At 68.6% G+C, this 19,019-nt stretch carries 15 protein-coding genes and 1 pseudogene; 5 read left to right on the forward strand and 11 right to left on the reverse strand.

What is annotated here, in order from left to right; genetic code table 11:
- Positions 1 to 77: 77 nt before the first annotated feature.
- The 4 genes from PotMrB4_RS10230 (at position 78) to PotMrB4_RS10245 (ending at position 3,802) form a co-directional block, all read left to right on the forward strand.
- Positions 78 to 569: a GNAT family N-acetyltransferase gene (locus PotMrB4_RS10230; RefSeq protein WP_172433173.1), complete on the forward strand. Its 492-nt coding sequence runs from the start codon at positions 78 to 80 to the stop codon at positions 567 to 569.
- 169 nt (positions 570 to 738) lie between these two features.
- On the forward strand, positions 739 to 1,104 hold the full coding sequence (locus PotMrB4_RS10235; RefSeq protein ID WP_172433174.1) for a c-type cytochrome: 366 nt from the start codon (positions 739 to 741) through the stop codon (positions 1,102 to 1,104).
- Between the two features lie 10 nt (positions 1,105 to 1,114).
- Positions 1,115 to 2,512 carry a D-arabinono-1,4-lactone oxidase gene (locus PotMrB4_RS10240; protein ID WP_394354029.1) on the forward strand — a complete coding sequence of 466 codons (1,398 nt, stop codon included), beginning with the start codon at positions 1,115 to 1,117 and terminating at the stop codon, positions 2,510 to 2,512.
- A 12-nt stretch (positions 2,513 to 2,524) separates the two neighbouring features.
- Positions 2,525 to 3,802, forward strand: coding sequence for a DSD1 family PLP-dependent enzyme (locus PotMrB4_RS10245; protein WP_394354030.1), 1,278 nt, complete (start codon positions 2,525 to 2,527; stop codon positions 3,800 to 3,802).
- Between the two features lie 135 nt (positions 3,803 to 3,937).
- On the opposite strand, the gene PotMrB4_RS10250 is transcribed toward PotMrB4_RS10245, so the two are convergent.
- On the reverse strand, positions 3,938 to 4,882 hold the full coding sequence (locus PotMrB4_RS10250) for a SphA family protein (protein ID WP_142010681.1): 945 nt from the start codon (positions 4,880 to 4,882) through the stop codon (positions 3,938 to 3,940).
- 243 nt (positions 4,883 to 5,125) lie between these two features.
- Between PotMrB4_RS10250 and PotMrB4_RS10255 the strand changes: the two genes are divergently transcribed.
- Positions 5,126 to 6,166, forward strand: a complete 1,041-nt coding sequence (locus PotMrB4_RS10255; RefSeq protein ID WP_172433175.1) for an AraC family transcriptional regulator — start codon at positions 5,126 to 5,128, stop codon at positions 6,164 to 6,166.
- Between the two features lie 18 nt (positions 6,167 to 6,184).
- Here PotMrB4_RS10255 and PotMrB4_RS10260 read toward each other — a convergent pair whose 3' ends face one another.
- The 10 genes and pseudogenes from PotMrB4_RS10260 to PotMrB4_RS10305 form a co-directional block, all read right to left on the reverse strand.
- Complete coding sequence (locus PotMrB4_RS10260; RefSeq protein WP_172433176.1) at positions 6,185 to 6,685, reverse strand: DUF3916 domain-containing protein; 501 nt, start codon at positions 6,683 to 6,685, stop codon at positions 6,185 to 6,187.
- Complete coding sequence (locus PotMrB4_RS10265; protein WP_172433177.1) at positions 6,673 to 8,979, reverse strand: ATP-dependent DNA helicase; 2,307 nt, start codon at positions 8,977 to 8,979, stop codon at positions 6,673 to 6,675. The genes PotMrB4_RS10260 and PotMrB4_RS10265 overlap by 13 nt, the downstream gene beginning before the upstream one ends.
- The gene (locus tag PotMrB4_RS10270) at positions 8,976 to 10,634 is read right to left on the reverse strand and encodes a VRR-NUC domain-containing protein (protein WP_172433178.1); all 1,659 of its coding nucleotides are present in this window, start codon (positions 10,632 to 10,634) and stop codon (positions 8,976 to 8,978) included. The genes PotMrB4_RS10265 and PotMrB4_RS10270 overlap by 4 nt, the downstream gene beginning before the upstream one ends.
- A gap of 106 nt (positions 10,635 to 10,740) precedes the next feature.
- A complete protein-coding gene (locus PotMrB4_RS10275; protein WP_172433179.1) occupies positions 10,741 to 11,688 on the reverse strand; it encodes a hypothetical protein in 948 nt (315 codons plus the stop codon).
- 91 nt (positions 11,689 to 11,779) lie between these two features.
- Positions 11,780 to 13,102, reverse strand: coding sequence for a two-component response regulator AauR (locus PotMrB4_RS10280; RefSeq protein WP_172433180.1), 1,323 nt, complete (start codon positions 13,100 to 13,102; stop codon positions 11,780 to 11,782).
- Positions 13,099 to 14,992, reverse strand: a pseudogene (locus PotMrB4_RS10285) (sensor histidine kinase). The gene PotMrB4_RS10280 and the pseudogene PotMrB4_RS10285 overlap by 4 nt, the downstream one beginning before the upstream one ends.
- Before the next feature lie 60 nt (positions 14,993 to 15,052).
- A complete protein-coding gene (gene ggt / locus PotMrB4_RS10290; protein WP_172433182.1) occupies positions 15,053 to 16,726 on the reverse strand; it encodes a gamma-glutamyltransferase in 1,674 nt (557 codons plus the stop codon).
- A 65-nt stretch (positions 16,727 to 16,791) separates the two neighbouring features.
- On the reverse strand, positions 16,792 to 17,526 hold the full coding sequence (locus PotMrB4_RS10295) for an amino acid ABC transporter ATP-binding protein (protein WP_044412655.1): 735 nt from the start codon (positions 17,524 to 17,526) through the stop codon (positions 16,792 to 16,794).
- Positions 17,523 to 18,191, reverse strand: a complete 669-nt coding sequence (locus PotMrB4_RS10300) for an amino acid ABC transporter permease (RefSeq protein ID WP_164707494.1) — start codon at positions 18,189 to 18,191, stop codon at positions 17,523 to 17,525. The genes PotMrB4_RS10295 and PotMrB4_RS10300 overlap by 4 nt, the downstream gene beginning before the upstream one ends.
- Complete coding sequence (locus tag PotMrB4_RS10305; protein ID WP_069565661.1) at positions 18,188 to 18,934, reverse strand: amino acid ABC transporter permease; 747 nt, start codon at positions 18,932 to 18,934, stop codon at positions 18,188 to 18,190. The genes PotMrB4_RS10300 and PotMrB4_RS10305 overlap by 4 nt, the downstream gene beginning before the upstream one ends.
- Between the last annotated feature and the right edge of the window lie 85 nt (positions 18,935 to 19,019).

A 19,019-nucleotide genomic window follows, 5' to 3' on the forward strand; every position in this document is an offset into this window, starting at 1 on the left:
TTTCCCACCTCGATCTGTGCCTATGCCATGGCACGCGATGCCCCTAGGATCGGCGCTCAACCAGGGAGGATAGGGCGATGGAAGAGGGTATCGAGGCAAGCGATTTCGGTGGGCTGCAGGTACGGCAGCTGGTACCGGACGACCTGGAACTGATCTGCAGGCACCGCGAGGCGATGTTCCTCGAAGCCGGAGGTGATCCGGCTGCGCTGCGGGTGATGACCGAGCACTTCCGCCCCTGGCTGCGGGTGCGCCTGGAGGACGGCCGCTACTACGGCTTCATGGTGATGGACGAGGGCAGCCCGGCGGCTGGCATCGGCCTGATGAGCATCGACTGGCCACCGCACCCGGCCCACCCGACCCAGGAGCAGCGCGGCTACGTGCTCAACGTTTACGTCGAGCCGGCCTACCGGCGTCGGGGGCTGGCGACGGCGCTGATGAAGCTGGCGGAAGCCGAGTTCGCCCGGCGCGACCTGGGCTTCGCCGTGCTGCACGCCACCGAGGTCGGCCGCCCGGTGTACCAGGCCCTCGGCTGGGCAGCCACCCGTGAGATGACCAAGACCCTCGGCTGAGGCGCCTCCCCACCCTGTGGTTTCCGGCGCGGTCATCGCGCTGTCCTGCCAAGCCCCCTCGCTGTCCGCCAATGCCCTCAGCGCCCGGAGGCGCCTGGCGTAACGTGGCGCGCTACCCACCACAACAAGCGCCGTGCCCCGCCGGGGCGCGGTAGAAGAGGGGAGTGCGATGCCGAAACCCGCGAACCTGCTGATTCCCGCCCTGCTGGCCCTGGCCGGGCTGCTCGGCGGCTGTGGCGAGGAGGCCAAGCCGGCCGCGCCGCAGAATACCGCCACCTTGGCACCGGCCGACCCGGCCCTGGCCAAGGTCTACGACACCAGCTGCAAGCTGTGCCACGCCAACCCCGCCTCCGGGGCGCCGCAGAGCGGTGACGCCGCCGCCTGGGCGCCGCGTGTCGCCCAGGGCACCGACAGCCTGCTGGACCACAGCATCAACGGCTTCAAGGGCATGCCGCCGATGGGCATGTGCATGCAGTGCTCGGAAGAACAGTTCCTCGCGCTGATTTCCTTCATGTCCGGTCAGCACCTCGAATAAGGCGTCTTCCATGGCTATGAACCTCACCCGACGCCAGCTGCTGCAACGAGCCGGCGTCGCCGGCGCCTTCACCGCGCTGGCCTGCACCCCGGCGCTGGCGGAACTGGCCCGCGCGCCCCGGCTGATCCCCTGGCGCAACTGGTCCGGCGGGCAGAGCTGCCTGCCCCAGGCACGCCTCGCCCCGCAGAGCCTGGACGAGCTGGTCCAGGTCATCCGCCAGGCCGAAGGCAAGGTCCGCCCGGTGGGCTCGGCCCACTCCTTCAGCGCCCTTGTGCCCACCGACGGCACCCTGGTGTCGCTGGCCTACTTCAACGGCCTGCTCGCCCACGACCCGGCCACCCTGCAGGCGGAGTTCGCCGCCGGCACGCCGATGTCCCTCATGGGGCCGGCGCTGCAGGCGGTCGGGCAGGCGCTGCCGAACATGGCCGACATCGACTACCAGACCCTGGCCGGGGCAATCGCTACCTCGACCCACGGCACCGGCGTCGGCTTCGGTTCCTATTCCTCACAAGTCACCGGCCTGCAACTGGTGACCGCCAGCGGCGAGGTGCTGGACTGCGATGCCCAGCGTCACCCCGAGGTGTTCAACGCCGCGCGGGTGTCCCTGGGTGCCCTGGGCGTGGCGACGCGGGTGCGCCTGCAGAACCGCGAGGCCTATCGCCTGCGCGAGAAGCAGTGGATCGCCAGCACCGAAGAACTGCTGGAGGACGTGGGCAACCTCACCCGCGACAACCAGCACTGGGAGATGCTGGTGATCACCCATTCCGACTACGCGCTGTCCGTCGCCCTCAACGAGACCACCGACCCGGCGACGCCGCCGCTGGACCCGGAGGAGGAGGGCGGCAACGGCTTCGTGAAGATCATCGAGAACCTCGACAAGTACGGCAGCGACTTCCCCGCCGCACGCCGCGCGCTGCTAAACAGTCTGCGCCACATCGCCAGCTTCGACGACCGGGTCGGCGACTCCCACGAGATCTACGCCAACGTGCGCAACGTGCGCTTCAACGAGATGGAGTACTCGGTGCCCGCCGAGCATGGCCCGGCCTGCCTGCGGGAGATCCTCGCGCTGATCCGCGACAAGGACCTGCGCACCTGGTTCCCCATCGAGTACCGCTACGTGAAGGCCGACGACATCCCCCTGAGCATGTTCGAGGGCCGCGACAGCTGCTCCATCTCCGTGCACCAGCACTACAGCATGGACCACCACAACTTCTTCGCCGCCGTCGAACCGATCTTCTGGAAGTACGCCGGCCGGCCGCATTGGGGCAAGCTGCACACGCTCAACGCGCGCACCCTGCAGGCGCTCTACCCGCGCTGGAAGGAGTTCACAGAGGTGCGCCAGGCGCTGGACCCGAGCGGCAAGTTCCTCAATGCGCACCTGTCCTCGATCCTCGGCGTGGCCGGATAACAAGGAGAAGCCATGAACCGTCGCAAATTCCTCGTCGGCACGGCCGGTGCCGGCGTACTGCTCGCCGGTGTCGGCGCCTGGCTGCGGCCGGCCGACAAGGGCGCCCCGTACAGCGATTACTTCGCCCGCCTGAACCGCGAGCTGAAGGCCCAGGGGCCGATGCACCCGGTGATGCTGATCGACCTCGACCGGCTGGACCACAACATCGACGTGGTGATGCAGTCGGTGCACCGTGCCGGCAAGTCGCTTCGCCTGGTGGAGAAGTCCCTGCCGTCGCCGCAACTGCTGGACTACATCGCCAAGCGTGCCGGCACCCAGCGGCTGATGTCGTTCCACCAGCCCTTCCTCAACCACGACGCCGAACGCTTCCCCGAGTCGGACATCCTGCTCGGCAAGCCCCTGCCGGTGCGTGCGGCGCAGCTGTTCTACGAGGCCCATCGCGGTCCGTTCGACCCGGCCCGGCAGCTGCAGTGGCTGCTCGACACCCCCGAGCGACTGGCGCAGTACCTGGCGCTGGCCAAGGCCCTGAACATCCGCATGCGCATCAACATCGAACTGGACGTGGGGCTGCACCGGGGCGGCGTGCAGGACACGGCCGGCCTCGGGCGGATGCTCGAGCTGGTCGGCGCCAACCCGCAGCACCTGGAGTTCGCCGGCTTCATGGGCTACGACCCCTTCGTCGGCATGGGCGTGCCCGGCATCCTCGGCTCGCCCGAGGCGCTCTTCGCCAAGGTGATGACGCTGTACGACGGCTTCGTCGACTATGCCCGCACCCGGCACCCCACGCTGTGGCGCCCGGACCTGACCCTGAACACCGCCGGCAGCCCCAGCTACCGCATGCACGAGCGCGAGCGCACCAGCAGCGAGGTCTCGGTGGGCTCGGCACTGCTCAAGCCCACCCACTACGACCTGCCCTCCCTGGAGGAGCACCAGCCGGCGGCCTACATCGCCACCCCGGTGCTCAAGAGCACCGGCGCGGTGCGCATCCCGGCGCTGGACGGCAAGTCGGCACTGTTCTCCTGGTGGGACCCGAACCAGCGCGAGACCTTCTTCATCTACGGCGGCAACTGGATGGCCGAGCCGGAATCGCCCAAGGGCCTGCAGTTCAACGGCCTCTACGGGCGCAGCTCCAACCAGGAAATGATCAACGGCTCCCACGCCGTCGGCCTGTCCGTGGATGACCAGGTGTTCCTGCGGCCGACCCAGTCCGAATCCATCCTCCTGCAGTTCGGCGACCTGCTGGCGGTGCGTGACGGGCGCATCGTCGAGCAGTGGCCGGTGTACAGCTGAGCGCGGGGTCAGCTACTCCAGCGTGAAGCGCTTCGCGAGCAGCGCTCGCTCCTGCGGTCGATGCCAACTGACTGAGAGAACCCCAGGCCCTTGCCTGGGGTTCTGCGTTCCGGGAAGGTCCAGAGGCCGAAAGGTTCAGAGGCTGAACGGCAGGTTCAGCTTGGCCCAGAGCATCTCGCCTTCCGGGCGGTTCTCCACGGCGAACTCCTTGGCCCAGCGCATCTCCACGCTGGCGTACTTGAGGAAGGTCAGGTGCACCGCCGGGCCGATGGCGAAGACCTGCCCGCGCACGCCGTCGTCCACGTCCTCGCCCATGAAGGTCACCGTACGGCCGAACTGCTTGTCGTCGGTGGTCTGCTTCACGTAGTAGCCGTTCAGGCCCAGGCGCAGGTTGTCGGTCACCCGGTAGCTGGTGGAGTAGTCGAAGTGGAACAGCTGGCCGGACTGGTAGTCGGTGTCCGGGTTCTCCTTGTTGAAGCTGTAGGTGGCCTTGACCGACAGCTCGGTGCGCTCGCTGGGCTGCCAGGTGGCCGAGAGCAGCGGCTTGTAGGTGACGAAGTTGTTGCCGGTGTTGGCCGGCCGCGCGGCGTCGTAGCTGCCGGTGGGCAGGGTGATCTCCAGGGCGGCGCCCAGGGTCAGGTCCTTGCCCATGTCCCAGAGAATCAGCGGCGCGATGGTGGTGTCGCCCTGGGCTTCGCGGCGGCTCTCTTGGCCGAACAGCGCCACCTGCTGGCGCATGTACGGCTGCGCCACGTAGCCACCGACCCGGCCGCCCAGCAGCCGCAGCGGGCTGAGGTAGTCCAGGCGCGGGATGATCGCGTCGGAGGTGATCTTCACCTCCGGCACCTTGCCGCCCAGGGAGCTGATGTCCAGCTTCTTAGACTCGTAGTGGTTGTAGTAGAGGTTGAAGGCGAACATGTGGTCCGGAAGGCTGTTCACGTCCAGCGGCAGGACGAAGAAACCATCGGTGCCGGGGCCGATGTTGTCGACACCGTTCTCGGTGGCCTGGGCGGCCAGTGGCAGGGCGATGGCGAGGGCGGCTGCAGGGGGAAGCAGCCAAGTGGCACGGTTCGGATTCATGGGGGTGCTCATTGTTATTGTGTGTGGACGCCGCCGGAGGGCCCCTCGGGCGGCGCCATAGGAATAAGCGCTGGCGGCCTGGCGGAGCAGGGCATTGCCGGACAGGCAGGGGGCATTGAAGGCCAGGCTGCAATACGCTGTTACAACCCCTCTTGGGTCGATCCCGAACGCGTTATGATGGCCACCCTGCGCGCCTGGCCCCACAACAAGAACCCTCAGGCGCCGGCTTCGGATGTGCCTGCCATGACCTTCACACCCCTCGACGCCCAGTACGACCTGGCCCAGGTTTCACCCTTCCTGCTGCAGACCCTGGCAGAGGTGGTGAGCGACCGGGGCATCAGCAGCGAACGCCTGTGCCGTGGCCTGGGCTTCACCCCCGATGACCTCCAGGACCCGGCCCAGCGCATCTCCTACCGCCAGGCGGCGACCCTGATCCAGCGCGCCCTCGCGGCCTTCCCGGAAGGGGGGCTGGGGCTGTGGGTGGGGCACCGCAACGTGCTCGGCACCCTCGGCCTGCTCGGCCACGTGCTGTCGCTGTGCAAGACCCTGCGCGACGCCTTCGAGGTGGGCCTGCGCTTCCAGCACACCGCTGGCAGCATGGCCGTCTACAGCCTGCACGAGGGGGCCGCCGAGAGCTTCGTGGAGGTGGCGTGCCAACTGCCCTTTGCCGATGTGCAGGTGTTCGCGGTGGAAGAGTTCTTCGCCAGCCTGATGGTCTACAACCGCGCCCTGGCCAGCGCCGAATTCCAGCCCCTGCGCTTCGAGTTCACCCATGGCGCGCCGCCCTACGTCGAGCAGTACCAGCGCCTGCTGGGGCCGAACCTGCACTTCGGTTGCCTGCACAACCGCATGGTGTTCGCCAGCCACTGGCTGGACAGGACGCTGCCCGGCCACCAGCCGGTGGCCCTGCGCCAGGCCCTGCAATTGCTGGAGCTGGAAAGCGCCCAGGTGCAGCAGAAGGCCAGCCTGCTGCAGACCGTGGAGCGCGCCATCGCCCGCGACCTGCCTCAGGGCAGCCCCATCGACGCCGTGGCCCATGGGCTGAACATGAGCAGCCGGACCCTGCGCCGACGCCTGAGCGAGCACGGCATCACCTTCGAAACCCTGCTGGAGCAGGTGCGCCGGGCGCGGGCCATGAGCCTGTTGAGCAACCCGGATATGCCCATCGAGCGCATCGCCGAAGCGCTGGGCTACAGCGACGTGCGCGGCTTTCGCCGGGCCTTCAAGCGCTGGACCGGACAGAGCCCCTCGGCCAGCCGTGACGAGGCGATGGCCGCGCCGTGAGGCGGCCCCGCCGCTCCGTTAGGCGGGCTCGCCGAGGCACCACCAGTGCACGGCTTCTTCGTCATCGGGCTGGGTCACGTCCTGCCCGTGTTCGACGAAGCCTTCGGGCAGCACCAGGGCCAGCCGATCACTGAGGCGCTGCGGCGCCAGGGCGTTGGCCTGCCCGAGGAAGCCCAGGTAGTAGTCGCGGTCGTAGAACACTGTCACCTCGCTCTGGTGCAGCCAGGGCCAGACCAGAATGCAGGCGACCCGGCAGTAGCCCTTGCTGCGGTCCGCCGCGCGCGACAGGTGGGCAGCCGCTTCCAGCAGCTGCTGGGCGCAGAAGGCCTGGTGCTCGATGTGTGCCTGCGGGCCCTGGACCAGGGCACCCGGCACCGGGATCTTCCAGTGCTGGTAGCGCTCCATGTCCGGGCTGCGAGGGTGCACCTGGCCGCTGAAGCCTGCGGCCCAGCGCTCCAGGGCGCGTAGGCGGCGGGGAATGCCGCGCAGTTTCTTGTTGCCCGTGGTCAGCCGTCGCAAGCCGATCCCTCCCGCTGTCCAGTGTCTGTGGCGTCGTGCATCTCCACCCGCCACCAGCTGGGCAGCAGCCGGCGGATCTCGGGTTGGGCGAAGCGTTCGTCCATCAGGTGCACCACGCCCCGGTCGCCCTGGGTGCGGATCACCCGGCCGGCGGCCTGCACCACTTTCTGCAGGCCCGGGTAGAGGTAGGTGTAGTCGTAGCCGGCCTGGAAGATCGCGCCCATGCGCTGCTTCAACTGCTCGTTCACCGGGTTCACCTGGGGCAGGCCGAGGGTGGCGATGAAGGCACCGATGAGGCGCTCGCCGGGCAGGTCGATGCCTTCGCCGAAGGCCCCGCCGAGCACGGCGAAGCCGATGCCGCGCCCGCCCTCGGTGAAGCGTTCGAGAAAGGCCAGGCGCTCGGCCTCGCCCATGCTCCGCGACTGGCTCCAGGCCGGGATGAAGGGGTGGCGCTCGGCGAACAGCGTGGCCACCTGTTCCAGGTACTGGTAGCTGCTGAAGAACGCCAGGTAGTGGCCGGGGCGCTGGTAGAACTGGTCGGCCATCAGTTCGACGATGGGCTCCAGGGATTGCGCCCGGTGCTGGTAGCGGGTGGAGAGGCGCTGGGCCACCCGCACCTGCAGCTGCTCGGCGGTGAAGGGGGATTGCACCTCCAGCCACGGCGTGTTGCTCGGCACCCCCAGCAGGTCGCTGTAGTAGCGGCGCGGGTTGAGGGTGGCGGAGAAGAGCACGGTGGAGCGACTGGCTTCCAGGCGCGGGCCGATGAAGGGGGCCGGCACCAGGTTGCGCAGGCACAGGGTGGACTGGCGGTTGCGGCCGCTGCCGTAGGTGTTCAGGTCGAACAGCGAATGGGTGTCGAAGAGTTCGGCCATGCGGGTGAAGTGCAGGGCGTCGAAGTAGAACGTCATCAGCGCCGGGTCCAGCGGCGCGCCGGGTTGTTCCGCCAGGTGGTCGGTGATGGCGGTGACCGCGTTCTGCAGCGCGCCCAGCAGCTTCTGCGGGGGTTCGTCGTAGGCCTGGTAATCCACCAGCTGGGCCTTGTTCAGCTCGCTCCAGCTGCGCTGCACCCGCTCCAGGGGCTTCTTCAGCGGGCCGGGCACGCTGCGGACCAGGGCCTTCAGCGCGCCCTGGCGCAACTCGGCGCTGTACATGGCGCGGGCGCGCTCCACCAGGTTGTGGGCTTCGTCCACCAGCACGCCCACCTGCCACTGGTTGAGCTGGGCAAGGCCGAAGAGCAGGGCGCCGAGGTCGAAGTAGTAGTTGTAGTCCCCCACCACGACGTCGCTCCAGCGCGCCATCTCCTGGCCCAGGTAATAGGGGCAGACGTTGTGGGCCAGGGCCACCTCGCGCAGGGCGGCGCGGTCCAGCCAGCACCGTTCCGCAGCCGCCTCGCGGGCAGCCGGCAGGCGGTCGTAGAAGCCCCGTGCCAGGGGGCAGGCGTCGCCGTGGCAGGCGCTGCCGGGGTGTTCGCAGGCCTTGTCGCGGGCGGTCAGCTCCAGCACCCGCACGGGCAACGCGTCCACGCTGTCGCGCAGGGTCGCCAGGCTGTGCAGGGCCAGTTGCCGGCCGGGGGTCTTGGCGGCGAGGAAGAACAGGCGTTCCAGGCGCCCGCCGCCCAGGGCCTTGAGCTGGGGGAACAGGGTGGCCAGGGTCTTGCCGATGCCGGTGGGCGCCTGGGTCATCAGGCAGCAGCCGGTGCTGGCGGCCTTGTACACCGCCTCGGCCAGTTCCCGCTGGCCGAGGCGGAAGCTGGCATGGGGAAAGCGCAGGGCCTGCAGGGCACCGTCGCGCCGGGCCTGGTGGGCCAGCTCCTGTTCGGCCCAGGCGAGGAAGGCCTGGCACTGGGCCTCGAAGAAGGCCTGCAGTTCGGCGGCGCTGGCGCGGGTGGTGAAGGTGGTTTCCTTCTGGCTGGCGACATCGAGGTAGACCAGGGCCAGCTCCACCTCGTCCAGCCCGCGTTCGGCGCACAGCAGCCAGCCGTAGACGCGCACCTGGGCCCAGTGCAGGTGACGGTGGTTGTCGGGCTGGCGGGCCAGGTCGCCGCGGTGGGTCTTCACCTCTTCCAGGCGGTTGCCTGCCGGGTCGTAGCCGTCGGCGCGGCCGCGCACCTGCAGCGGGCCGAATGCGCCGGCCAGGGGGACTTCGCGCTGGTAGCCGTCGCCCCGCCGGGCCGCCACCAGGGCGTGGCCGGCGATGCCTTCCTGGGCTGTGGGGGAGGGGGTGAAGCGCAGGTCGAGGTCGCCGCGCTTGGCGGTGAACTCGCACAGGGCCCGCACCGCCACGCGGTAGGTCATGCCGGGAGGGCCTCGGTGTCGGCCCATTGCACGTAGCACACGCTCACCGGCATGCCGTGCTCGACGCAGAAGTCCAGCCAGCGCAGCTGGTTGTCCTGCAGGCGGTCGCCGGGGCCCTTCACTTCGATCATCTGGTAGCGCCCCTGGCCGGGCCAGAAGCGGATCAGGTCCGGCAGCCCGGCACGGTTGGCCTTGATGTTCTGCAGCAGGCGGCGGAACCAGTGCTTCAGGTGGTCGGCCGGCAGGCAATGCAGGGCCTGCTCCAGCAGGGGCTCGTCCAGCACGCCCCAGTAGACGAAGGGCGATTGCAGGCCGTGCTTGGTGCGGTAGGTGTGGCGCATGGCGTCGCGCCAGCTGCCGTCGTCCAGCCGGGCCAGGCAGGCGGCAAAACGCTCGGCGCGGCGGGCATGGAAGTCCGGGGCCAGCAGGTCGGCCGGGCCGGCATGGAAGGGGTGGAAGAAGGCCCCAGGCAGCGGGTGGAAGATGGCCTCCCAGCACAGCAGGCCGAACAGCGAGTTGATCAGCGTGTTCTCGACGTAGTGCACCGGCCCGTCGTCGTCGCTGAGGTGGGCCAGCACGCTGTGCTCCACCGAGACGAACGGCTCGGGGCGCGGCAGGTGCAGGTCCAGCCGCTCCACCGGTGCCGGCTTGCGGGCGCCGGCGCGGGGCAGGCCGAGCTTGCGCTGCAGGCGCGGGAGGATGCGCGCCAGGTGCTGGCGCTCTTCCTCGTCGCCGGGGGCGTCGGTCAGGGCCAGGGCGAGTGCGTGGGCCTGCTCGAAGGCCTCCAGGCGCTCCAGTACCCGCAGCTGGCGGATGCGTGCGCCGGGCCAGGGGCAGTCGCGGTAGACGGCCAGGGCCAGGTCCAGCTCGCCAAGGCGTTCGCAGTGCTGGCCGAGCTGGAACAGCAGCCGCGCGCGCCGGCCTTGCAGCCAGGGGTTGTCGTTGGCCGGGGGGATGTCCGCCAGCAGCGTGGCCGGGCAGGCGTCGCCGGCTTCCAGCCGCTCGCGGCACTGGTGCAGGCGCAGGTACAGATCCACGTCGTCGCGGTGGCGGAAGCCCCGGGCATCGGCTTCCAGCGCCACCTGCTCGTACTGGTGGATGCCCAGGTCGGCGAGCACGAACTCGGACCAGTCCTGGGTCAGGTTGCCGAAGAACATCAGCCGCAGCCGGTCACACAGGGGCATCAGGTGCAGCGCGTAGACGCGGTCGTCCAGCGTCGGGCACCAGGCATCGAAGGGGCGCGGTTCGGGGTACAGGGGCTGCAGCCGCGCCAGTTGCTCGGCCTTGCGTGCGTCACCCCGGCCCAGCTGGGCGCCGAAGCAGGCGGCGATCTCCGGTTTGCGCAGCAGGGCGAACAGCTGCTCCAGGTCCAGCGCGGGCGCTGCATCCACCCAGCCCAGCGCCAGCAGCGGGCGCACCGTTTCGCGGGTGGGGCCGATCTCGGCGTACACCAGCTTGCTCTCGCGGAAGCGCTCGCCCTTGCGCATCACCATGCGCACCAGCAGCGCCTGGGCTTCGCGCGGCAGCCCGGCGAAGGTGGCGAGGAAGGTGCGCTCCTCATCCAGCAGCAGGTCGTCGTAGCGCGAGCCGATCCAGTCGAGCACGGTGCTGAAGTTGTTCAGGTAATAGAACGGGTCGTCGAGGGCGCTGGGCATGGCGGAACAGGGTGGGCGAATGGCTGGCTATTTATACAGCTATCCGCGCCGGCGCCCAACCGGATTTCGATCAGTGGGGTGGCCCGTGCCGCCACCCCGCCGTGCCTCAGTAGAAGACCACCGAAGCCAGCCGATCCAGCGAGTCGCCCAGCTTGTAGCTGAAGGGGCGGCCAAGGGCGCCGGCCAGGTGCTCGCATTTCACCGCCAGGTCGGTGTGGGAATAGAAATCCACCTTGGCGTTCTCGTGGTTGACGGTGCCGACGGGGCCGATGATGAACTCGAACTGCTTCAGGCCGCGTTTGTTGCGGAAGGGGGTCGAGCGGTCGGTAATGGCCGAAGTGACCTGCGCCTTCTGCTGATTCACCAGCGCCTGCAGGTCCGGGTCGGCGAAACGCACTTCCACCGGGATCTCGTCGTAGGAGTAAGCGCTGGCGAGGTCCTTCACCATCAGGGTGCGGTAGGGGCCTTCCTCTTCCGGCACCTTCATGCCGATGAAGGGCAGGGCGGGTTCGAACTGCGCGGTGACGTTGCACATCACCTCGCTCTGCATGTTCATCGAGCCCTTCAGGGCTGCGTTGACCAGGTCGGTCATGCCGAACGCCACGCTGAGGGACACCGCGTCGAGGGTGAAGTGGGCGTCGTACTCGCGGGGTAGTTCGAGGGCTTTTTCCCGTGCGCGGGGGAGGCTCGGGGGCATGTCGTCGGGGTGCAGGGTCAGGCGCATGTCCAGCGGTGCTCGGCGGGCATCGACGATGGCCTTGAGGGCGGCCTGCAGGGCGGTCTTCTGGGCCGGTTCCAGGCCGCCGAAGATCGGTTCGCTGAGCACCAGCTCCGTGCCCAGGCTGTTCTTGATGCGTGGGGTGATGCGGGTCGGGTCGATGCCTTGTGCCTGCATCAGCGCCTCCAGCTGCTCGCGGTAGACCGGCAGGAGTTCGTCACCGAACGGGGCCTTGCGCACCGAGCGCTCGAAGGTGAGGGTGGCGAAATCACTGTCGCAGCCACCCAGCAGGAGCGTGGTGGCGAGCAGGGGCAGGGCGAGTATCCGTGTGGTCATCGTGCGTCCTTGTCTGACGAGGGGCGGCATTGGACCACAAAACGGTTCGGCCCTGCCGCCATCGGGTTCACACCCGATCCGCCAGGCGGATTCAGAGGCCGTACTTCTTGACCTTGTCGAACAGGGTGGTCTTGGCCATGCCGAGGCTGAGGGCGGCCTGGCTGATGTTGCCGGCGTGGCGCTCCAGGGCCTGGCCGATGAGGTTGCGCTCGAAGACTTCCACCGCCTCGGCGAAGGACGGGGCGTTGCCGTCGGGGGCCTGGCCGCTCTTCTTCAGCGCCGGCAGGCCGAGGGCGTAGCGCTCGGCGACGTTGCGCAGCTCGCGCACGTTGCCCGGCCAGTCGTGGGCCATGAGGCTGGAGGCGGTGGAGTTGTCCAGGGTGGGCGCGGGGCGGTCGAAGCGCAGGGAGGCGAGCTGCAGGAAATGCTCGAAGAGCATGAGGATGTCTTCGCGCCGCTCGCGCAGGGGCGGCAGCTCCAGGGTCACCACGTTGAGGCGGTAGTACAGGTCGCTGCGGAAGGTGCCGGCCTTGCCGGCGTCGTCCAGGTCGGTCTTGGTGGCGGCGATCACCCGGCAGTCCACCGGGATCGGCTGGTTCGAGCCGAGGCGCTCCAGGGTCTGCTCCTGCAGCACGCGGAGGAACTTGATCTGCAGGTTGATGGGCATGCTCTCGATCTCGTCGAGGAACAGGGTGCCCTTGTTGGCGTGCTCGATCTTGCCGATGCGGCGCTTGCCGGCGCCGGTGAAGGCGTGGGCCTCGTGGCCGAAGATCTCGCTGTCGAACAGGTTTTCCGGCAGGCCGCCGCAGTTGAGGGCGACGAACTCGTGGTCGCGGCGGCGGCTGTAGTCGTGCAGGCAGCGGGCGACCAGCTCCTTGCCGGTGCCGGTCTCGCCTTCGATCAGTACGTTGGCGGCGGTGTCGGCGACGTTGGCGATCAGCTCGCGCAGGGCCTGGATCGCCGGGGAGCGGCCGATGATGCGCTGCTCCAGGGACTGGCGCCCGGCCAGTTGGCGACGCAGGGCGCTGACCTCGCGGTCGAGGCTGCGTTTCTCCAGGGCGCGGCGGGCGACCTCCACCAGGCGCTCGGGGGAGAAGGGCTTCTCCATGAAGTCGTAGGCGCCGTCGCGCATGGCGTTGACCGCCATGCTGATGTCGCCGTGGCCGGTGATCAGTACCACCGGCAGGCTGCGGTCGCGGGCCTTGAGGCGGCTGAGCAGCTCCAGGCCGTCGATGCCCGGCAGGCGGATGTCGGTGATGACGATGCCGGCGAAGTCGGCGCCGACCTGGGCCAGCGCGTCCTCGGCACTGCCGACGCCGATGCAGGGAATGTCCTCGAGGATCAGCGCCTGCTGGCAGCCCAGCAGCACGTGGGGGTCGTCTTCGACGATGAGGACGGTGAGGGGCTCGGTCATGTCGGGGTCCTCGGCGCGGGCTCGCGGTGAGCGGCGTAGGGCAGGAGCAGTTCGAAGGCGGTGCCGCCGGCTTCCGGGTGGCGCACGCCGAGGCTGCCGCCGGCGGCGGTGGCCAGGCTGGCGGAGAGGGTCAGCCCCAGGCCGAGGCCGTGCTCGCCAGGCTTGGTGGTGAAGAAGGGCTCGAACAGGTGCACGCGGGCGTCGGGGGCGATGCCGGGGCCGTTGTCGCGTACTTCCAGGCGGTAGCGGCCCTGTTCGTCGCGGCCTTCCAGCCAGATCTGGCCGTCGTCGTGGCCGGCAAGGGCGTCCAGGGCGTTGGCGATGAGGTTGACCAGGATCTGCTCCAGGCGCGTCTGGTCGATGGCCAGTTCGGCTTCGGCGCAGGTGCGGTGCAGGGTGATGGGGCTCTTCTCCAGTCGGGTGTGGAGGATGAACAGGGCAGCGTCCACGGCCTTGCCGAGGGAGGCCTGGCCATGGTCGTCGGCGCGGCGGGCGAAGGCGCGCAGGCTGGCGGTGATGCGGCCCATGCGGTCCACCAGTTCGTTGATGGCGGTGAGGTTGGTGCTGGCCACGTCGAGGGCGCCCCGGGCGAGGAAGCGCACGGTGTTGCCGGAGAGGGTGCGCAGGGCGGCGAGGGGCTGGTTGAGTTCGTGGGCGATGCTGGTGGACATCTGCCCGATGACCGCCAGCTTGCCGGCCTGCACCAGGCCGTCCTGGGCCTTGCGCAGGTTTTCTTCGGTCTGCTTGCGCTCGCGGATCTCGTCCATCAGGCGCTGGTTGCTGGCGATGAGGTCCTGGGTGCGCTCGCCGATCTTGCGTTCCAGTTCGTTGTTGGCGGCCAGCAGGGCTTCGCGGGCGGCGAGGCGGGTGGCGAGGACCTTGCGCCTTTCGTTCCAGGCGATGCCGAGGAAGGCCAGCAGGGCCAGCCCGGCGGCGGCGAGCAGGCCGTGGATCACCGCTTCGCGGCGCAGGTCGGCCAGGGGCGAGAGCAGGGTGAAGTGCCAGCGGGTGTCGTTGAGCAGGCGCGCCTGCGAGAGGTAGGCGACGCTGCCGGTGCCTTCGCCGTTGGGGAAGCTGATGATCTCCAGGCCTTCGCCCAGGTCCTGGCGGGCGCTGGGCTGCCATTCGTCGAGGGCCGACCAGTGGTATTGCAGGCTGCGGGCCAGGCGCTCCCGGTCGTCGGCGGACAGCGGGCGGACCGCCTTCATGCGCAGGGCCGGGTCGCTGGAGAGGATGATGATGCCGTTCTCGTCGCTGACGAAGGCGTGCAGGCGGGCCTTTTCCCAGCGCTCCTGCAGGGCCTCCAGTTTCACCTTGACCACGGCGACGCCGATGATCCGCTGCTGGTAGCGCAGGCCGTGGGCCAGGTAGTAGCCGGCTTCGCCGGTGGTGCTGCCGATGCCGTAGAAGCGGCCCGGCAGGCCTTTCATGGCGTTCTGGTAGTAGGCGCGGAAGGCCAGGTCTTCACCGAGGAAGCTGTCGGCATCGCGCCAGTTGCTGGTGGCCAGCACGCGGCCTTCGGTGTCGAGCAGGAAGGTGGCGCGGCTGCCGCTGCGGCGGTTGAGCCCTTCGAGGTAGTCGTTGACCAGGTTGCGCCGGTAGGGCGTGGGGTTGAGCAGCAGGTGGCTGACGCTGGATTCCAGCTCCAGCAGGCTGGGCAGGTAGGTGTAGCGGTTGATCTCGCTCTCCACGGCGCGGGCGTGGAGTTCCAGCTGGCGTTCGCCGTTGCTGGCCAGGGCGCGGATGCCGGCCTGTTCGCTGAGGTGATAGACCACCCAGCCGGCGCCCAGCATGGCCAGGAGCAGCAGGAGCGTCAGCGAGAGGTGGCGGAGCAGGCGCGGCTTCACGGTGAGGGCGGGCGGGACGGCACGGAGGCTGGTGGAGGGGCATTGCATCATAGTCATCCGGGCCGTGCCAGCCCGCCGCCCGGTCGGCGGCGGGCCGCCTGGGTCAGTGTTTCACCACCCGGCCGACACCACGGCCGCGGGGGTCGGAAGCGGTTTCCAGGGTGCTGCCATCGACGCGGATGGCCTGGATGTCGCCCATGTTCCAGCCCTGGTCCTCCAGGGTGTAGCCCATGGCCTTGAGCTGCTCGGCCACCGGCCCGGTGAGCGGGGCGTGGGCGTCGTAGTAGATCGTGTCCTTGGGCAGCAGCTGGTGATGCACGCGCTGGGCGGCCACGGCCTTCTCCAGGGGCAGCTTGAAGTCGTAGACGTTGTTCAGCACCTGGAAGATCGAGGTGAAGATGCGCGAGCCGCCGGGGGTGCCGAGCACCAGGCTGACCTTGCCGTCGCGGGTGACGATGCTCGGGCTCATGGAGGAGAGCATGCGCTTGCCGGGTTCGATGGCGTTGGCGTCGCTGCCGACCACGCCAAAGGCGTTGGCCACGCCGGGCTTGGCGCTGAAGTCGTCCATCTCGTCGTTGAGCAGGAAGCCGGCGCCCTTGACCACCACGCCGCTGCCGAAGTCCCAGTTGAGGGTGTAGGTGTTGCTGACGGCGTTGCCCTGGGCATCGACGATGGAGAAGTGGGTGGTCTGGTGCGGTTCCAGGCCGGGGCGGACCTTCTCGGTGGCGGAGATGGCGCCGGGGTTCACCTCGCGGGCGCGCTGGGCGATGTAGGTCGGGTCGGTCAGCTGCTGCACCGGCACCTTGGAGAAGTCCGGGTCGCCCAGGTAGTCGGCGCGGTCGGCGAACACGCGCTTCTCGATCTCGGCGAGCAGGTGGATGTAGCGCGCGGAGTTCAGCTCGACGCCCTTGAAGTCGGCGGCGCGGGCTTCCTTGATGCCGATCAGCTGGGCCAGGGCGATGCCGCCGGAGCTGGGCAGCGGGGCGGTGTAGAGGGTGTTGCCCTGCCAGTCGATGCGCATGGGCTCGCGCCACTTGGCGCGGTAGCCGGCCAGGTCTTCGGCGCTGATCAGGCCGTTGTCCTGTTTCATCTGGGCGACCAGCAGCTGGGCGGTCTTGCCCTTGTAGAACTCGTCCGGACCGTTGGCGGCGATGCGTTCGAGGGTGCTGGCCAGCTCCGGCTGCTTGAAGGTCTGGCCGGGCTTGAGGGTGCCGAAGTAGTCGTTGAAGTTGGTCTTGCCGTTGAACAGGGCGAGGGCGTCCTCGCGATACTGGTACTGCTGCTGGGCGACCTTGAAGCCGTTGCGGGCGTAGCCGATGGCGGGGGTGATCAGCTCGCTCCAGGGCTTGCTGCCGAAGCGCTGGTGGGCCTCCCACAGGCCCATCACGGTGCCGGGTACGCCGGCGGCACGGGCGCCGACCAGGCTGAGGTTCTCGATCACTTCGCCCTTGTCGTCCAGGTACATGGTCTTGCTGGCGGCCTTGGGGGCGATCTCGCGGTAGTCGAGGAAGTAGGGCTTGCCGTCCATGTACAGCGTCATGAATCCGCCGCCGCCGATGTTGCCGGCCTCGGGGTAGGTGACGGCGAGGGTGAAGGCGGTGGCGACGGCGGCGTCCACGGCGTTGCCGCCGGCCTTGAGGACGTCGGCGGCGACCTGGGCGCCGTAGCTGTCCGGTGCGGCGACGGCGCCGCCTTCAAGGGGCGCGGCGAGGACGCTGCCGTGGGCGGCGGCCAGGAGCAGGCCGAGGGCGAGGGGGCTGAAGCGCTTCGAGTGCATGACGGGTTCCCTGTTGTTGTTGTGAAGAGGGGAAAGGCCCCCGGCAGGCCGGGGGCGGTGAGGCGTCAGTGTTGCAGGATCTTGGCGAGGAACTGCTGGGCGCGGTCGGAACGCTGGCTGACGTCGCCGAAGAACTCGTCCTTGGCGCAGTCTTCGACGATCTGCCCGCGGTCCATGAAGATGACCCGGTCGGCAACCTTGCGGGCGAAGCCCATCTCGTGGGTCACGCACATCATGGTCATGCCTTCCTGGGCCAGCTCGACCATCACGTCGAGCACTTCGTTGACCATCTCCGGGTCCAGCGCGGAGGTGGGTTCGTCGAACAGCATCACCACCGGGTCCATGGCCAGGGCGCGGGCGATGGCGACGCGCTGCTGCTGGCCGCCGGAGAGCTGGCCGGGGTGCTTGTGGGCATGGGCCTTGAGGCCGACGCGGTCGAGCAGCTTGAGGCCCTTGTCCAGCGCTTCGGCCTTGCCCCGGCCGAGGACCTTGACCTGGGCAATGGTGAGGTTCTCGGTGATGGACAGGTGCGGGAACAGTTCGAAGTGCTGGAACACCATGCCGACGCGGGAGCGCAGCTTGGGCAGGTCGGTGTTCTTGTCGGCGATGGAGGTGCCGTCGACGATGATGTCGCCCTTCTGGAAGGGCTCCAGGGCGTTGACGCACTTGATCAGGGTGGACTTGCCGGAGCCGGACGGGCCGCAGACCACGACCACTTCGCCCTTCTTCACCTCGGTGCTGCAGTCGGTCAGCACCTGGAAGTCCCCGTACCACTTGTTGACGTTCTTGATGGAAATCATACGGCTAACCTTTTCTGCAGGAGTTTGACCAGCTGGGAGGCGATGAAGCTGATGCTGAAGTAGACCAGGCCGGCGAAGATGAGGAACTCATGGGGCTGGCCGATGATGTCGCCACGGGAGCGGGCGGCATTGAGGAAGTCCATCAGGCCGACGGTGTACACCAGCGACGTGTCCTGGAACAGGATGATGCTCTGCTGCAGCAGCAGCGGGGTCATCTTGCGGAAGGCCTGGGGCAGGATGATCAGCCGCATGCACTGGCCGTAGGTCATGCCCAGGGCCTGTGCCGCGCCCATCTGGCCCTTGGGGATGGCCTGGATGCCGGCGCGGACGATCTCGCAGAAGTAGGCGGCCTCAAACATCATGAAGGCCACCAGGCACGAGGTGAACGCGCCGACCGGGGTGTCCTCGCCGGTGATCCAGCGCAGGATGAAGGGCACCGCGAAGTAGAACCAGGTGATCACCAGCAGCAGCGGGATCGAGCGGAAGTAGTTCACGTACAGCCCGGCGATCTTCGACAGCAGCGGGTTGTGGGACAGGCGCATCAGGGCCAACAGGGTGCCCAGGGCGACGCCGCCCAGCACGCCCAGCACCATCAGCTGCAGGGTCATCAGCAGCCCGTCGGCGAGGCCGGGAAGGGCGGGGATGATCGCGGAGAAATCCATCATTTACCCCCTACGGCGATCAGGCCGGGCACGGCGACCTTCCGCTCCACCAGGCGCATGAGCAGCATCAGGCTCATGTTCAGGGTGAAGTAGATGAGGGTGGCCAGGGTGAAGGCTTCGAACAGGTTGGCGGAGAACTCGGCGGTCTGCTTGGTCTGCGCCAGCAGCTCCATCAGGCCGATCAGCGAGGCCACCGAGGAGTTCTTGAAGATGTTGAGGAACTCGCTGGTCAGCGGCGGAATGATGATGCGGAAGGCCTGCGGCAGCAGCACGTAGCGGTAGATGGCCGGCAGGCCGAAGCCCAGGGCACGGGCGGCGCCGAGCTGGCCCTTGGGCAGGGCCTGGATGCCGGTGCGCACCTGCTCGCAGACGCGGGCGGCGGTGAACAGGCCGAGGCACACGACCACGCTGAGGTAGGCGGAGGTGGCCGGGTTGAGGTCCTGCTTGAACCAGATTTCCAGCGGTTCGGGCAGAAGGTCCGGTACCAGGAAGTACCAGAGGAACAGCTGCACCAGCAGCGGTACGTTGCGGAAGATCTCCACGTAGGTGGTGGCAATGCCGGACACCAGGCGGTTCGGCACGGTGCGCATCACGCCGAGCAGCGAGCCCAGCAGCAAGGCGACGATCCAGGCCACCAGGGCGATGGCGATGGTCCAGCCCAGGCCGGTGACGAACCAGTCCAGGTAGATTTCATCGCCGATGCCGGTGGACTTGAAGAATACGCCCCAGTCCCAGTTGTAATTCATCAGGGTGGTCCCCTCAGGGTCTTTGTCGGTCTGCGGTTGACGGCAGCGGAAGGGGGCGCCCCCTGCCGCCGGCAGGGGGACGGGA

This window comes from Metapseudomonas otitidis (assembly GCF_011397855.1).
GTDB classification, from domain to species: Bacteria; Pseudomonadota; Gammaproteobacteria; order Pseudomonadales; family Pseudomonadaceae; genus Metapseudomonas; species Metapseudomonas otitidis.

Coding starts and splice junctions, on each gene's coding strand:
- PotMrB4_RS10230 (WP_172433173.1), top strand. CDS start 78: ATGGAAGAGGGTATCGAGGCAAGCGATTTCGGTGGGCTGCAGGTACGG.
- PotMrB4_RS10235 (WP_172433174.1), top strand. CDS start 739: ATGCCGAAACCCGCGAACCTGCTGATTCCCGCCCTGCTGGCCCTGGCC.
- PotMrB4_RS10240 (WP_394354029.1), top strand. CDS start 1,115: ATGGCTATGAACCTCACCCGACGCCAGCTGCTGCAACGAGCCGGCGTC.
- PotMrB4_RS10245 (WP_394354030.1), top strand. CDS start 2,525: ATGAACCGTCGCAAATTCCTCGTCGGCACGGCCGGTGCCGGCGTACTG.
- PotMrB4_RS10250 (WP_142010681.1), bottom strand. CDS start 4,882: ATGAATCCGAACCGTGCCACTTGGCTGCTTCCCCCTGCAGCCGCCCTC.
- PotMrB4_RS10255 (WP_172433175.1), top strand. CDS start 5,126: ATGACCTTCACACCCCTCGACGCCCAGTACGACCTGGCCCAGGTTTCA.
- PotMrB4_RS10265 (WP_172433177.1), bottom strand. CDS start 8,979: ATGACCTACCGCGTGGCGGTGCGGGCCCTGTGCGAGTTCACCGCCAAG.
- PotMrB4_RS10270 (WP_172433178.1), bottom strand. CDS start 10,634: ATGCCCAGCGCCCTCGACGACCCGTTCTATTACCTGAACAACTTCAGC.
- PotMrB4_RS10275 (WP_172433179.1), bottom strand. CDS start 11,688: ATGACCACACGGATACTCGCCCTGCCCCTGCTCGCCACCACGCTCCTG.
- PotMrB4_RS10280 (WP_172433180.1), bottom strand. CDS start 13,102: ATGACCGAGCCCCTCACCGTCCTCATCGTCGAAGACGACCCCCACGTG.
- ggt (WP_172433182.1), bottom strand. CDS start 16,726: ATGCACTCGAAGCGCTTCAGCCCCCTCGCCCTCGGCCTGCTCCTGGCC.
- PotMrB4_RS10295 (WP_044412655.1), bottom strand. CDS start 17,526: ATGATTTCCATCAAGAACGTCAACAAGTGGTACGGGGACTTCCAGGTG.
- PotMrB4_RS10300 (WP_164707494.1), bottom strand. CDS start 18,191: ATGATGGATTTCTCCGCGATCATCCCCGCCCTTCCCGGCCTCGCCGAC.
- PotMrB4_RS10305 (WP_069565661.1), bottom strand. CDS start 18,934: ATGAATTACAACTGGGACTGGGGCGTATTCTTCAAGTCCACCGGCATC.